Source organism: Thermoflexus sp., from assembly GCF_040289485.1.
Classification (GTDB): domain Bacteria; phylum Chloroflexota; class Anaerolineae; order Thermoflexales; family Thermoflexaceae; genus Thermoflexus.
Window position 1 is genome coordinate 29,849 of record NZ_PSLG01000014.1, and the last position, 14,485, is coordinate 44,333.

A 14,485-nucleotide genomic window follows, 5' to 3' on the forward strand; every position below is an offset into this window, starting at 1 on the left:
GGGGCCGACCCCGCCGGTCGGGCTTCTCACGCCGGCCGGCCGTTCCGGATCAGCAAGGGCAGGGCCAGCAGGGCCAGAAGCAGCGCCACCGCGATGGCTGCCTGCTGCAGCGGTCCCCATCCCCCCGAACGGCCCAGCCCCAGCCGGTCGACGGCCCCCTGGGCGGCGATGAGGAGCAGCGCCGCCGCGAGCATCGCCCCGCCCAGACCTCGCTTGCTCATCGCTGCCCCTCCGCCAATACGCGGAAGGTCTTCGCCTCCCGCGCCGGAAACCGCACCTCGAACGCCTGGGCCGCCCCCGGCGCTGTCGGCGCCTCGGCGAACACCACCTGTCGGTAGCCCAGCAAGCGGTCCTGGGCGTCGTAGAAAGCCACCACGACGTTGATGCGGCGCAACGGCCGTTGATCGGCGTTCCGGACCTCCCCGCGCACGATGCGGTCGGCCCCCTCCTCGCGGTCCTCCGTCCGCAGGACCTCCACCGGCCCATACAGGGAGCCGGGCTCTTGGACCGACTCGGCCCGCACCACCCGAGCGTCGGCCCGGGCGTAGCCCGCGGGGACGGCGTTGAAGACCAGGGCGAAGGGGGAGCGCCCCTGCGAGGGCAGCACGTCCAGGGCGGTCCCAGCGATCCCGGAGCCGATCTCCCGGCCCTCGCCGTCCCGGAGGGTGATCTGGATCTGGACGTTGATCAGGGGATGAGGCTGGGGGTTGATCACTTCCCCGATACAGCCCAGGCTGCCCATGGCACTGGCCGCGCACCGGATGGTCGGGATGAGCAGCGCCATCGGGGTGGGGGTCGGCAGGCGGGGGCTGGCCCCTTCGCCGGCCGGGCCCGGCGAAGGGATGATCAGTTCCTGCCCGACCGGGAGCCGGGTGGGATCGGTGATCCCATTGGCCTCTTGGAGCGCGGCCACCGACACGCCGAACCGCAGGGCGATCCCGTAAAGGGTGTCCCCCGGCTGCACCACATAGATCACCGGTGTCGGGCTCGGCGTGGGGGTGTACACCGGGGTCGCCGTGGGCAGCCGCAGGACCACCGGGGTGGCTGTCGGCGTGCGGACTGCCGGCGCTGGGGAGAGGGTGGGCGTGGGCCGGGCGGTGACCACCCGGCCGCAGGCGGCCAGCCCCAGCGCCATCAGGCCGCCTGCCCAGGCCCGTCGAGGCAGGGACGTGTCTCCCACAGGCGGATCCTCCTTCCTCCTCGCGATCTGAGAACAGTCCAATCGTCCGAAGGACATCGGCGATTATACCGCAGGGGCGCGGAACGCACGCGGGAGGAGCGGGCGGGTCAAGGGCGAGGAGGTTCCGCCTCTTCCTGCTCGGCCGCCAGATGTTCCTCGGGGATCACCCCCAGCCGGAGGAGGGCGGCGCGCACCGCGGCCCATCCGCCCCAATGGATGAGGGCGGCCGTCGGCGAGAGCACATCCCGCACGTGGCGTCGGGCCTCGGTGGCCAGCAACTGCCGCAAAACCTCCGGATCGTTGACCCGCAGCACGAGGGCCCACTCGGCCGTGGCCTCCGTCCCCTGGACGGCCCATCGTTCCAGGGCCCGGGCCAGGGCCTCCGAGGGGGTCAGGTCGTAGCGGCGGAAGAAGTCGAGGATACGCCCCGGGGTGATCCCCTGGGCGCGGGCCCGGGCCAGGGAGCGGCCGGTGATCCGATAGCGGTAGACCTCGCCCGGGGCCATCCCGTCGGCGATGCGGGCCACCTGGAAGCGCTCGTAGCGCCGCGCGGCCCCGACCTCGATCGTCCCATCCTCCAGCAGGACGAAGCGGGTGTCGCCGTCGGGGGGCGGGTCCCCTTTCCCGAGGTAAGCGGCCCCGAAGGGGGAGAGCCGGATCCGATCGGGCTCCCCGGTGTCGACCATCCCGAGCCAGTGGAAGGGGCCGGTCAGGAGATACCGGATCAGGGCGCCCTCCACCCGGTCCCAGCTCTCCAGGCCGCGCAGGTAAGCGCCGGTCTCGGCGTCCCGGATGTACCAGGTCTCGAACTCCCCTTCCGGCCGCTGGAAGGTGGGGCGGTTTGCCTTCATGTAGGCGACGATGTCGGCGATGGCATACCAGTGGCCGGGCTCCAGGCCCGCCAGCACCTCCAGCAGGGCCCGGCGGGGCAGCCGGGGATCGTTCTGCCAGGAGCCGGTGGGCTCCGGTCGGAGAGTAGGGACGTGGAACAGGTCGTTCCAGCCTTCGGTTTCGCGCCACGCCTCTAGGAGGAGGCGCAGTTGCTCGTAGAGGGGGGCCTGCAGCCAGCGGGTGGTCCGCTCCGGCTCCAGGCGCAGGGCCTCCCGGCGCACCTGCACCAACCCGAGGCGGCCGGCCAGATGCCACAGCAGCGCCCAGCGCTCCCGATGAGGCCAGCGCAGCTGGCGGCGCAGGGTGGGGTCCCGATGCCACGCCTCCTCCGGGGTGAGGGTCGCCGGCGGGGCCTCGTTCTGGATGAAGATCAACAAGGTGCAGAAATCGTCGGCCGGCGTGGTGCCCGCCCGCCGGATCCGCCCGGGGGCGGGGACGACGGGCAGGGGGAGGGGTTCCGGCCGGGGCGACGCGGCTTCCGCCAGAGCCGGCAGGCCCGAACGGAGCTCGTCCGGGAGCAACAGGACCTCCTCAAAGCCCGCGGGCCCCTCGACGAAGGCGAAAAAGATCCACCCGCGGAACCACAGGGCCTCGGCCGGGCCCTGGGGGCGCTCCCACAGGCGCTCGGCCTCCATCCGGGCGGCGCCGACCCGCCGGATCTCCCCAAAGCGACGCTGGAAAGTGAGGGCAGGCATCGTCCCCCCGGCAGCGGCCAGCGCCCGCAGCGCCTCCCGCTCGGCCTCCCCCAACTGGGCCCAGTGGCCGGCCTGCCGCTCCGGGTCGATCATCGCCGGGAGCAGGCGGGCGATCAGCGCCTCGCGGGAGAGGTGCTCGGGGTCCACCCCCCAGAAGCGCGCCACCACCCGCAGGTGGGCGGGATCCAGATCCGCCAGGCACTGGCGCAACGAGCGCGCGGGCATCGACGGCGCCTCCTCGTGCCCATTTTATAACAGCCCCATGACCGGAAAGGCGATCCGGGCTACAATGAAGGCATCCTGGTGGACGGAGGATCGATGGAGGCCCTGGAGCAGCAACTGGTGCACTTCCTGGAGGGGCTCTTCCAGGCGATGGGCTGGGCTGGGGTGGTGGGGATCATGGCCCTGGAGAGCGCCAACATCCCCATCCCCAGCGAGGTGACCATGCCGTTGGCCGGCTGGATGCTGGTGCAGGCACGGGGCGGCACCCTCCTCCAGGCCATCCTGGAGGGCGGGTTCTACGGAGGGCTGGGGTGCACCCTGGGCTCGCTGCTCTCCTACGGGCTCGGGGCCTTCGGTGGCAGACCCTTCCTCTTCCGTTACGGACGCTATCTGCTCATCCACCCCCGCGACCTGGACCAGGCGGACCGATGGTTCGCCCGGTGGGGGATGTGGGCCGTCTTCCTCTCGCGGCTGCTGCCCATCGTGCGCACCTTCATTTCGTTCCCCGCCGGGGTAACCCGGGTCCCGCTGCTGCCCTTCACCGTCCTCACCTTCACCGGATCGTTCCTCTGGTGCGCCGGCCTGGCCGCCGGCGGGTACGCCTTCGGCCAGCATTGGGAGGAACTGCGCCGGCTGATGCGGCCCTTCGACCTCCCCATCGCCGTCGCCCTGTTCGCGGGCCTGGCCTACTACGTCTACCGCCATCTCCGCCACTTCCGAGAGGGCCCGGCGGAATGGACGCCCGCCGTCAGCGAGGCCGATCCGCCGGCGGAGTGCGACCACGACGCCGTCTCTCTGGGGTCCCATCGTTGAAGAAATCGTCAAAAAATGCGGCTCGGCGTTAAAATGTTTCCTTGCCCGCTATGAAGAGGCGATGGCCGATCCCTCCCCCTGACAGGATGCGGATCCTCCATCTTTACAAAGACTACTTCCCGGTCCTCGGGGGGATCGAGAACCACATCCGGGCCCTGGCCGAGGCCCAGGCCCGCGCGGGGATGGAGGTGGTGGTCCTGGTGACCGCCCCCCACGGGAGGACGGTGGAGGAGCGGTCGGGGAACCTGCGCATCCTCAAAGCGGGGCGCTGGGTGACCATCGCCTCTACCCCCTTAAGCCCCTCGTTCTTTCTCCACGCGCGCCGGCTGCTCCGGGAGTGCGACCTGATCCATCTCCATCACCCCTATCCGCCTGCTGAGCTCGCTTATCTCCTCAGCGGGACCACGGCGCCGGCCGTCCTCACCTATCACAGCGACATCGTCCGCCAGCGGCGGAGCGGGCGCCTCTATCGCCCGCTGTTGTATCGCGTCCTGGATCGGGTGGCCTGCATCCTGGTCACCAGCCCCGTCTACCTGGAGACCTCGCCGCACCTGCGCCCTTTCCGGGAGAAATGCCGTGTGGTCCCCCTGGGGATCGAGGTCTCCCGCTTCGCCGAGGTGTCCCCCGAGGAGGCGAAGGCCCTCCGCGCGGCGTGGTGCGGGGAGCCGGGGCGGCCCCACGTGCTCTTCGTGGGCCGGCTCCGGTATTACAAAGGCCTGGAGGTGCTGCTCCAGGCCCTCCCGGCGCTGCCGGAAGTCCACGCCGTGATCGTCGGGACGGGGCCCATGGAGGGTCCGTGGCGCCGGCTGGCCCAGGCGCTGGGGCTTGGCCACCGTGTGCACTTCCTGGGCGAGGTGCCGGACGCCCGGCTGCCGGCCCTCTACCATGCGGCCGATCTCTTCGTCCTTCCTGCCACCGCGCGGGCGGAGGCCTTCGGCACGGTGTTGCTGGAGGCCATGGCCGCGGGTCTGCCGGTGGTCACCACCGAGGTGGGCACCGGGACCACATGGGTGGTCGGGGAGGCGGGGTGGGTGGTTCCCCCAGGGGATCCCCAGGCCCTGGCGGCGGCGATTCGGGAGATCGTGCGGCAGCCGGCCCTGGCCCGGGAGCGGGCGGCCCGGGGCCGGGAGCGGGTGCGGACCCAGTTCCCGGTGGAGCGGATGGTGGAGGGGGTGGAGGCCGTCTATCGGGAAGTCCTCCGCCAAGCCTGCAGCCAAAGTGCCAGCCCCACCGTGTAGAGGGGGAGCCCCCAGCCGAGGGCCGGGCTCAGGCCCAGATGGGCCGTCCACAGCCGCCAGGTCTGGACCAGTTCCGGGCCGGTGAGCCCCAGCACCCCCCACGGGAGGGCGAGGGCGAGGCGCCGCCGCCAGGCGGAAGGCCAGAGGGGCAGGGTGAGGATCCCCCCCATCGCCATCAGGCCGCCCAAGAACCCCCCGCGGCCCTCCACGCTCAGCGGATGGAGCAGTTCCGGGTAGGGCGGCCATGAGATCAGGGGCGCCAGCGCCGCCAGCACGAAGAGGACCCACCGGAGCCCGCGCCGCGAGGGCCATTCCCCTTCCAAGACCAGCAGGGCCAGGCCCCCGGCGAGGGCCCAGACGGGAGCCCAGAGGCGTTCCCGCACCAGAGGCCCATAGCCCGCCCGCTGGAAGAACACCAAGAAAGGAACAAGGTCGAAGCCGGAGAAGGTCAACCCAGCGGCACCCCCATCGATCCAGGGGGCCCAGTAGCCGACCGCCATCGTCGCCCACGCCAGCCAGGCCAGCGGCCCCATCTCCGTGGCTCCGGTCCGTCCGGATCAACCCGGAAGGGGGAGGCCCATCGGCGTGGGCGTAGGCGGCGGCGGGGGGGCCGTGGTGAGCAGGCTGGTCAGGATCAGGCTCAGCACGGCCAGGATCGCCAGGATCACGAAGATCGTCTGCTGACGGGACATCCCACGGGAACGACGGGGCATGGGTCCCCCTTGCGTGGCATCGCGCGCCAGCCTCGGCGCGCCCGAGCGCGCTATTATGATAAACCGTGGGGATGGGGAAGGCAGGGCCTCCCCGGATCTGAGGGACCGATCGGAGCGATCGCGATGCCGCGGCGGGGCGAGGTGCTGTTCGCTGTCGTGGTCCTGTTGGGGATCTGGCATGTCCTGGCGCTGGCGGTGCAACGGCCCATCCTGCCCACCCCATGGGCCGTGGGCGCCGCGTTGTGGCGGGGGCTGCAGGGGGAATTGGCGTGGCATCTGCTGGCCAGCGCCGGCCGGGTGTTGGTCAGCATCCTCCTCTCCATCGTCACCGCCGCGCCCCTCGGACTGCTCCTGGGCCTCAGCCCTCGCCTCCACCGCCTGGTCTCCCCCTTTCTCTATCTGCTGTACCCCATCCCCAAGGTGGTGCTGGTCCCTGTCCTGATCCTGTTCTTCGGGGTGGGGGACGCGGCCAAGATCCTGTTGATCTCCCTGATCCTGTTCTTCCAGATCCTGGTGCTGGTCCGGGACGCGGCAGCGGGCATCCGCCCGGAACTGGTCCTCTCGGTGCGCAGCCTGGGGGCCGGCCGTCGGGCCCTCTTCCGGTTCGTCTACCTGCCCGCCTCCCTGCCGGCCATCCTTACGGCGGTGCGCCAGAGCATCGGCACCGCCGTCGCCGTCCTGTATCTGAGCGAGCTGCTGGCCACCCGCTACGGGCTCGGCTATTACATCTACATCCAGGCCAGCACCTTCTTCGATTACCCGGCCATGTATGGGGGGATCGTCCTCATGAGCGGGCTGGGCCTGGCCCTGTATCTGGTGGTGGATGCCCTGGAGCGCCGCTGGTGCCGGTGGCTGTTCGTGGGCGCATGAGGGCTCCCCGCGCCTTTTGCGCCCCCTCCCATCGCGTTAAACTTCTGTTGAGGAAGAGGCCGCTCCAGCGGATCCAACCTGTCCCGGCCCGCGCCCGAGGTCCACTCCGATGGCCGAAGAGGGGCTGACCCTGATCCTCACCCATGAGAACGCCGACTTCGACGCCGTCGCCGCCCAACTGGCGGCGGCCCGGCTTTACCCGGGGGCCATCCCGGTCCTGCCCCGGCGGGTCAACCGCAACGTGCGGGCCTTCCTCAACCTCTATGGGGACCAGCTCCCGTTCCTGCGGGCCGAGGATCTCATCCGCCGGCCGGTGGTCCAGGTGATCCTGGTGGACGCCCAAACGATGGCCACGGTGCGGGGCCTCACCCCGCAGACCGCGGTGCGCATCATCGATCACCATCCGCTGGCCCGGGATCTCCCGCCGGGCTGGACGTATTACGGGGAGCCGGTGGGGGCGACCACCACCCTGCTGGTGGAGGGGCTGGCGGAGCGCGGCGTCGCCCTCACCTGGGTGGAGGCCACTTTCCTCCTCCTTGGGATCTATGAGGACACCGGCTCCCTGACCTACCCCTCCACCACCCCGCGGGACCTGCGGGCGGCCGCCTGGCTGGTGGAGCGGGGGGCCAACCTGGCCCTGCTCAGTGAGTTTCTCCATCATCCCCTCTCCGAGGCGCAGCGGCGGCTGCACGAGCGCCTTTTGGCTTCCGCGGAGACGCTGGAGATCGCAGGCCATTCGGTGGTGATCGCCGCAGCCCGGGCCGACGGGTTCATGGAAGAGGTCTCCAGCGTGGCCCACCGGCTGCGGGACCTCTTTGAGCCGGCGGCCCTCTTCGTCCTGGTCGAGTTCGACGGCCACGTGCAGATGGTCTGTCGCAGCACCACCGACGACATCGACGCCGGCGCCGTCGCCGCCCATTTCGGCGGCGGTGGCCACGCCCGGGCGGCTGCTGCGGTGATCCGGGGCCGTCCCCTGGCCGAGATCCGGGAGGAGCTCCTCCGCGTCCTCCCCCGCCACGTCCGCCCCGCGGTCACCGTCGCCGAGATCATGTCCCGCGGGGTGCGGGTCCTCCCCCCCGACCTCCCCGTCGTCGAGGCGGCCAAGGAGATGCAGCGGACCGGTCACGAGGGCTTCCCGGTGGTCCGGGATGGTCATGTGGTAGGGCTGCTGACCCGGCGGGCGGTGGACCGCGCCCTGCAACACGGGCTGGGCGGGCAGCCGGTGGAGCGGGTGATGGAGCCGGGAGAGGTGGCGGTCGCCCCCACCGATCCAGTGGAGAAGGTCCAGCGTCTGATGATCGAGACCGGGTGGGGGCAGATTCCCGTCGTCGAGGGCGGGGAGGTGATCGGGATCGTCACCCGGACCGATCTGATCAAGCTCTGGGGGGAGCGCCTGAAGATCCGCCCGCGCCTGCAGGTGGCCTCGGCGATGGAGGCGGCCCTCCCGCCCCCGTGGCTGGTCCTGGTGCGGGAGATCGGGGCGACCGCCCAGGGGATGGGGTTCAACGCCTACTTCGTCGGCGGGCTGGTCCGCGATCTCATCCTCGGCCATCCCATCGTCGACGTGGACATCGTGGTGGAGGGGGACGCCATCGCCCTGGCCGACGCGCTGCAGGCGCGGCATGGGGGGCGGGTGGTGGCCCATCGCCGGTTCGGGACGGCCAAGTGGCTGCTGGAGGGGGTGATCATCCAGACCCCCGTCGGGCCCGTTGGCCCGACGGCCCAGCCGCCGCTGCGGGCCATCGATTTCGTCACCGCCCGCCGCGAGTTCTACGCCCACCCCACGGCGCTGCCCCAGGTCGAGCCCAGTTCCATCAAGCAGGACCTCTACCGGCGGGATTTCACCATCAACACCCTGGCCGTCTGCCTCAACCCCGATCGCTTCGGGGAGCTCCTGGATTTCTATGGCGGCCTGCAGGATCTGCAGCGGGGCTGGATCCGGATCCTCCATTCGCTGAGTTTCGTGGAGGACCCCACCCGCATCCTGCGGGCCGCGCGCCTGGAGGTCCGCCTGGGGTTCCGGGTGGAGCCCCGCACGGAGGAGCGCATCGCCCACGCGGTGGATCTGCTGGCCCGGGTCAGCGGGGAGCGGATCCGCCACGAGATGGAGCTGATCCTGGCCGAGGCGGAGCCGGAGCGGATCCTGGCCCGCCTGGAGGAATGGGGGGCGCTCCCCTTCGTGGTGCCCGGCCTCCGCGCCGACGAGTGGCTGGCCGACCGCTTCCGGGCGCTGCGGGCCGCCTTGCAGGAGGGGACCTGGCGGGTGAGGGGGGAGATCCCTGTCGAGCGCTGGACGGTGCTGGCCGGCTGGGGGCTGATGGCCTATCGCCTGGAACGGGAAGCGCTGGAGCGATGGATCCAGCGCCTGCGGTTCCCAGCCCGCGAGGCCGAGGTCCTGCGGGCCGTGCATGCCCTCCAGGGGGAACTGGGTCGCTGGGCGGAGCCCCTCCCGCCCAGCGCGGTCGCCGCCGCGCTGGAGGTTTACCCCCTGGTAGCCCTCTTTGTGGTCTGGCTGGCCGCGCCGCCGGGGCGCGCCCGAGATCACCTCCACCGCTATGCCCAAGAGTGGCGGGAGGTCCGGCCGATCTTGCGGGGCGAGGACCTCCTGGCGCTGGGGGTTCCCCCCGGGCCGCTGGTGGGCCGGCTGCTGCGGGAGCTGCGGGCGGCCCGGCTGGACGGTCGACTGTATACCTGGGAGGAGGAGATCGCCTTCGTCCGGGAGCGCCTGGGGGGCGGGTGAGGGAGCCCCCGGGTCCCGGTATAATTTCCTGGTCGACCATCTGAACGTAAGGAGGCCGGATCCGACGATGCGCAGCGTCGAGTGGCGGGACGGGGCGCTCCGCCTGATCGATCAGCGGCGCCTCCCGCACGAACTGGTCTTCCTGGAATGCCACACGCCGGAGGAGGTCGCCGAGGCCATCCGGACCATGGCCGTTCGGGGGGCTCCGGCCATTGGGGCCGCTGCGGCCTTTGGGATGGCCCTGGCGGCCCTGCGCAGCCCGGCGGCCGACCACGAGCAATTGCGGCAGGACCTGGAGGCGGCGGCCCGCCTCCTGAAGGGCGCCCGACCCACCGCGGTCAACCTCTTCTGGGCGGTGGACCGCATGCTGCGCCGGGCCGTCGATGAAGCCCTGGAGGATCCTCACGCCCTCCGAGAGGCCCTGGTGGCGGAGGCGATCCGCATCGCTGAGGAGGACGTGGAGACCAACCGCCGCATGGGGCAGTTCGGCGCCGCCCTTATCCGGGACGGGGATACCATCTTGCATCACTGCAACACCGGCGCCCTGGCCACCGTGGATTACGGCACCGCCCTGGGGGTGATCCGCACCGCCCATGAGCAGGGCAAGCGGATCCACGTCCTGGTGGACGAAACGCGGCCGCGGCTGCAGGGCGCCCGCCTGACCGCGTGGGAACTGCTCCAACTGGGCATCCCCTTCACGGTCATCGCCGACGGCGCCGCGGGCTATTTCATGCGCAAGGGGAAGGTCCAGTTGGTCCTGGTGGGGGCCGACCGCATCGCCGCCAACGGCGATGTGGCCAACAAGGTCGGCACCTACACCCTGGCCGTCCTGGCCCGGGAGCACGGCGTTCCCTTCTACGTGGTCGCCCCCACCTCTACCATCGATCCCCACACTCCCAACGGCGATGCCATCCCCATCGAGGAGCGGGACGAGCGGGAGGTCCTGGAGATCGAAGGCGTCCCCATCGCTCCCCGGGGTGCGCGGGCGGCCAACCCCGCCTTCGATGTGACCCCGGCCCGCTACATCACCGGGATCGTCACGGAGAAGGGCATCCTCTACCCGCCCTTCGACCTGCACATCCGTCGGGCGCTGGGCCTGGAGCCGGGAGGCTGAAGGGGATGTGGCTGTGCTGCCCCGCCTGCGGCCACCGTTGGCCTTACCTCCGCTTCGAGGTCCGTTGCCCCCGTTGTGGCGGGGATTGGTTGGACGTGGCCTACGACCTCCCCGCGGTCCGGCGGCAGTGGGATCGAGGGCTCGGGGCGCGCCCGTTCACCATGTGGCGGTATCGGGAGCTCCTCCCGGTGCGGGAGGACATCTCTATCGTCACCATGGACGAGGGGGGGACCCCCCTGCTGCGGGCGGAGAACCTGGGGCTGATGCTGGGGCGCCCCCGCCTGTATATCAAAGACGAGCGCCAGAACCCCACCGGCTCCTTCAAAGACCGCCAAGCCTCCCTGGCCATCTCCGTGGCCCGGGAGGCCGGGTTGCGGGAGATGGTGGTGGCCTCCACGGGCAACGTGGCCATCTCCTACGCCGCCTATTGCGCCCGGGCCGGGATCCAGTTGTGGGCCTTCCTGGTCAGTTCGGCCCCGGCCGATAAGATGCGGGAGGTGGCCCTTTACGGGGCGGAGGTCACCAAGGTCACCGGCACGTATGACCAGACCAAGCAGGTGGCCGCCCAGTTCGCCGAGCGTCGGGGCCTGTTCCTGGATCGGGGGATCCGGAGTCTAGCGGCCCGGGAGAGCATGAAGACCCTGGCCTTTGAGATCGCCGAGCAGCTGGGCTGGCGGGCCCCCGACTGGTATATCCAGGCGGTCAGCGGGGGGATGGGCCCCATCGGGGTCTACAAGGGCTTCCAGGAACTGAAGGCCATGGGCCTGGTCAACCGCATCCCTCGCATCGGCATCGTGCAAGCCGAGGGTTGCGCTCCCATCGTGGCCTCCTTCCGACAGGGCCTGGAGCGGGCCCAGGTGGTGACCAGCCCGCGCACCCGCATCGCCACCCTGGCCACCGGGGATCCAGGGCCCGCCTACCCGGTGTTGCGCCGGATCGTCCTGGAGACCGGTGGGGCGATGGAGACGGTGAGCGACGAGGAGGCCTACCGGGCCATGCACCTGCTCGCCAAGATGGAGGGGCTCTCCATGGAGCCGGCCGCCGCCGCCGCCTTCGCCGGCGCTTTCAAATGGATCGCCGCCGGGCGCATCCGGCCTGAGGAGACCGTGGTCATCAACGCCTCGGGCCACACCTTCCCCGTGGAGAAGTTCGCCCTGGGGGAGGCGTGGTTCCACGCCCTGGAGGCCCCCACCGCTCCCTCCGAGGGGTTCATGGCTGCCCTGGACCAACTGGATCCCCGCAGCCGGCGGGTGCTGATCGTGGACGACGACCCGGACGCGGTGCGACTGATCCGGCGCATCCTCCAGGCGCGGGGGGCTTTCTACATCGAGGAAGCCTACCGGGGCGACGAGGCCCTGGAGCGGATCCGGCGTCAGCCCCCCGACGTGATCTTCCTGGACCTGATGATGCCCGGCATGGACGGCTTCGCCGTGTTGGAGGCCCTGAAGGCCGACGAGGGCCTGCGCCGCATCCCGGTCCTGGTGATCACCGCCCGGAGCCTCAGCCCGGAGGAGCAGGAGCGTCTGCGCCGGCAGGCTTCGGCCATCATGGAGAAAGGGACCTTCACCGACGAGAACCTGATCGAGGACCTCCTGGCCGCCCTGCACGGCCCGGCCCCCGGGCCCTGAAACGCCGCGGAGGCCGGGTTGACCGGAAGGCGGGGCGCGCGTATACTGAGGCCGCCCGTGGACCTCCGATGGAACCGGAAGCCGAAAGGAGGAGAAGCCATGGCGTATAAAGGTTGGGTTCCGATCCGCTTCATGCTCCTGCTCGCCCTGGCGCTGGCCGCCTGCGCGCCCGGGGCCACGCCCACCCCGACGGCCACCGTTCCGCCCCCAAGCCCCACGCCGCCTCCCGCCACCCCCACGCCGGCCTTCCGGCCGATGAAGGTGGAGGCGCCCGATTGTAACTACGGTGGGGAGTTCAAGGCCATCGAGGCCGTCGACCAATACACAGTCCGCTTCACCCTCTGCCACCCGGATCCCGCCTTCCCCTCCAAGGTGGCCTTCGCCGCCTTCGCCATCCAGGACAAGGACTACCTGGACGCGATGGGCGGCGACACCGTGAAGATGAGCGAGAAGCCCAACGGGACCGGGCCCTACAAGGTCAAGGAGTGGATCCGGGGCGACCGGATCATCTTCGAGGCCAACCCCAATTACTGGGGCGAGAAGGCCAAGGCCAAGACCCTGATCTTCCGTTGGTCCAAGGAGGCCGCGGCGCGCCTGTTGGAACTGCAGGCCGGCACCGTGGACGGCATCGACAACCCCAACCCGGAGGACTTCGCCGCCATCCAGAAGGATCCCAACCTCCGGCTCTACATCCGCCCGCCGCTGAACATCGCCTATCTGGGCCTGAACAACACCAAGCCGCCGCTGGACAACGAAAAAGTCCGCCAGGCCATCGCCATGGCCATCGACCGCGAGCGGCTGGTGAAGAACTTCTACCCCGCCGGCTCGATGGTGGCCGAGCAGTTCGTCCCGCCCGCCCTCAAGCCGGGCTACACCGAGGGCTTGAAGTGGTATGACTATAACCCGGCGCAGGCCAAGAAGCTCCTGGCCGAGGCCGGCTACCCGAACGGCTTCGACATCACCCTCTCCTACCGGGACGTGGTGCGCGGCTATCTCCCGCTCCCGGGCAAGGTGGCCCAGGACATCCAGGCCCAATTGGCCGAGGTCGGCATCCGGGTCAAGATCAACGTGATGGAGTCCGGGGCCTTCCTGGACTCGGTGGCGAAGGGCAACGAGGCGATGTATCTGCTGGGCTGGCTAGCCGATTACCCCGACGCCACCAACTTCTATGACTACCACTTCGCCAACGAGGCCAACAAACAGTTCGGGAACCTCTTCCCCGACCTGGTGGAGGAGATCCGGGCGGCGGCCCGCCTGAGCGACCCCGTCGAGCGCCAGAAGCACTATGATAAGGTCAACGAGCTGATCAAGCGGCACGTCCCCATGGTCCCGCTGGCCCACGGCGTCTCCGCCGCCGCCTTCAAGGCCACGGTCCAGGGCGCCCACGCCAGCCCCCTCAACAACGAGCGCTTCTCGGTGATGAATCCCGGGAAGGATGAGTTGGTCTGGATGCAGAACGCAGAGCCCATCGCCCTGTGGTGCGCCGATGAGACCGACGGCGAGACCTTCCGGGCCTGCGTCCAGATCTACGAGCCGCTTCTGGACTACAAGGTGGGCGGCGTGGAGGTGGTCCCCGCCCTGGCGGAGCGCTACGAGGCCAGCCCCGACCTCACCGTGTGGACCTTCTACCTCCGCAAGGGGGTGAAGTTCCACAACGGCGCCGAGCTGGATGCCAACGACGTGGTGGCTACCTTCAAGGCCCAGTGGGACGCTAAGGACCCCAACCACAAGGGCCGCACCGGGACCTTTGAGTATTTCAACGCCTTCTTCGGGGCCTTCCTGAACGCCCAGAAGTGAAGCCACCCGGCCCGCTTGGGGGCCCGCCTTTTGGGCGGGCCCCTTTTTTCCACCTATGGTGGGATCACCACCGTCACCTCGCAGGAGGCGGCCTCCCGAGCCGCCGTGTCCACCACCACCACCCGCAGCCGGTAGCGGCCGGGCTGCGCCATGAACGGGCGCGGGTCGAAGGTCCACAGAGGGCCATGGCGCACCGGCTCCCGCACCACCTCCCCCAGGGTGCCCCACTGGTCTCCGGTGTAGGGCCCGTTGATTTCCACCTTATAAAACTGGAAGGCCGGGTGGGTGGCCGTGCCGAGCACGGTCACCGTCGAGGTGATCACCGCCCCCGGCAGGGGGGCTTCCAGTTGGGCGTTCGGATCCGGGCACCCCGCCCGGGCCGGGGTCGGAGAGGGGGAGGGAGCCGGGGAAGGGGAGGGGGACGGGGAAGGCGTGGACCCAGGGAGCCGCAACGGGGGCGGAGATGGTGTGGGTGGCCACAGGGGGGAGGGGGTCGGCGAGGGACGGGCCGGCGCCGCGGGCGTGGGGGGGGGCGTGGGCGCCGGTCGGGGGACCAGGGGGCCCGGGCCGACCAGGAGCCAGAG

General features: G+C 70.6%; 12 protein-coding genes and 1 pseudogene. 7 read left to right on the forward strand and 6 right to left on the reverse strand.

The annotated features are described in order from the left end of the window. Nucleotides 1-26: 26 nt before the first annotated feature. From C4313_RS04140 to C4313_RS04150, 3 genes are all read right to left on the reverse strand, one after another. Entirely contained in the window at nucleotides 27-221 is a 195-nt protein-coding gene (locus C4313_RS04140; protein WP_352428611.1) for a hypothetical protein, read from the reverse strand. After that, a complete protein-coding gene (locus tag C4313_RS04145) occupies nucleotides 218-1,180 on the reverse strand; it encodes a LysM peptidoglycan-binding domain-containing protein (protein WP_352428612.1) in 963 nt (320 codons plus the stop codon). The genes C4313_RS04140 and C4313_RS04145 overlap by 4 nt, the downstream gene beginning before the upstream one ends. 107 nt (nucleotides 1,181-1,287) lie before the next feature. Beyond that, the gene (locus C4313_RS04150) at nucleotides 1,288-2,991 is read right to left on the reverse strand and encodes a helicase-associated domain-containing protein (protein WP_352428613.1); all 1,704 of its coding nucleotides are present in this window, start codon (nucleotides 2,989-2,991) and stop codon (nucleotides 1,288-1,290) included. Nucleotides 2,992-3,084: 93 nt separating this feature from the next. Between C4313_RS04150 and C4313_RS04155 the strand changes: the two genes are divergently transcribed. Continuing rightward, on the forward strand, nucleotides 3,085-3,801 hold the full coding sequence (locus C4313_RS04155) for a DedA family protein (protein ID WP_352428614.1): 717 nt from the start codon (nucleotides 3,085-3,087) through the stop codon (nucleotides 3,799-3,801). An 86-nt stretch (nucleotides 3,802-3,887) separates the two neighbouring features. Beyond that, entirely contained in the window at nucleotides 3,888-5,039 is a 1,152-nt protein-coding gene (locus C4313_RS04160) for a glycosyltransferase (RefSeq protein WP_352428615.1), read from the forward strand. On the opposite strand, the gene C4313_RS04165 is transcribed toward C4313_RS04160, so the two are convergent. Together C4313_RS04165 and C4313_RS04170 are read right to left on the reverse strand one after the other, a co-directional pair. Beyond that, complete coding sequence (locus C4313_RS04165) at nucleotides 4,985-5,572, reverse strand: hypothetical protein (protein WP_352428616.1); 588 nt, start codon at nucleotides 5,570-5,572, stop codon at nucleotides 4,985-4,987. The genes C4313_RS04160 and C4313_RS04165 overlap by 55 nt on opposite strands. 24 nt (nucleotides 5,573-5,596) lie before the next feature. Further along, on the reverse strand, nucleotides 5,597-5,752 hold the full coding sequence (locus tag C4313_RS04170) for a hypothetical protein (protein ID WP_352428617.1): 156 nt from the start codon (nucleotides 5,750-5,752) through the stop codon (nucleotides 5,597-5,599). A gap of 123 nt (nucleotides 5,753-5,875) precedes the next feature. Between C4313_RS04170 and C4313_RS04175 the strand changes: the two genes are divergently transcribed. The 5 genes from C4313_RS04175 (at nucleotide 5,876) to C4313_RS04195 (ending at nucleotide 13,901) form a co-directional block, all read left to right on the forward strand. After that, nucleotides 5,876-6,622 (forward strand): ABC transporter permease, encoded by a 747-nt coding sequence (locus C4313_RS04175; RefSeq protein ID WP_352428618.1) that lies wholly within the window; start codon nucleotides 5,876-5,878, stop codon nucleotides 6,620-6,622. Between the two features lie 109 nt (nucleotides 6,623-6,731). Continuing rightward, nucleotides 6,732-9,362, forward strand: coding sequence for a CBS domain-containing protein (locus C4313_RS04180; protein WP_352428619.1), 2,631 nt, complete (start codon nucleotides 6,732-6,734; stop codon nucleotides 9,360-9,362). 67 nt (nucleotides 9,363-9,429) lie between these two features. Continuing rightward, nucleotides 9,430-10,476: an S-methyl-5-thioribose-1-phosphate isomerase gene (mtnA, locus tag C4313_RS04185; RefSeq protein WP_352428620.1), complete on the forward strand. Its 1,047-nt coding sequence runs from the start codon at nucleotides 9,430-9,432 to the stop codon at nucleotides 10,474-10,476. Between the two features lie 5 nt (nucleotides 10,477-10,481). Beyond that, nucleotides 10,482-12,104: a threonine synthase gene (gene thrC, locus C4313_RS04190; RefSeq protein WP_352428621.1), complete on the forward strand. Its 1,623-nt coding sequence runs from the start codon at nucleotides 10,482-10,484 to the stop codon at nucleotides 12,102-12,104. A 99-nt stretch (nucleotides 12,105-12,203) separates the two neighbouring features. After that, nucleotides 12,204-13,901, forward strand: a complete 1,698-nt coding sequence (locus C4313_RS04195) for an ABC transporter substrate-binding protein (RefSeq protein ID WP_352428622.1) — start codon at nucleotides 12,204-12,206, stop codon at nucleotides 13,899-13,901. A gap of 53 nt (nucleotides 13,902-13,954) precedes the next feature. Here the strand turns inward: C4313_RS04195 and C4313_RS04200 are convergent. Next, a pseudogene (locus C4313_RS04200) lies at nucleotides 13,955-14,485 on the reverse strand (hypothetical protein); the annotation flags it as partial.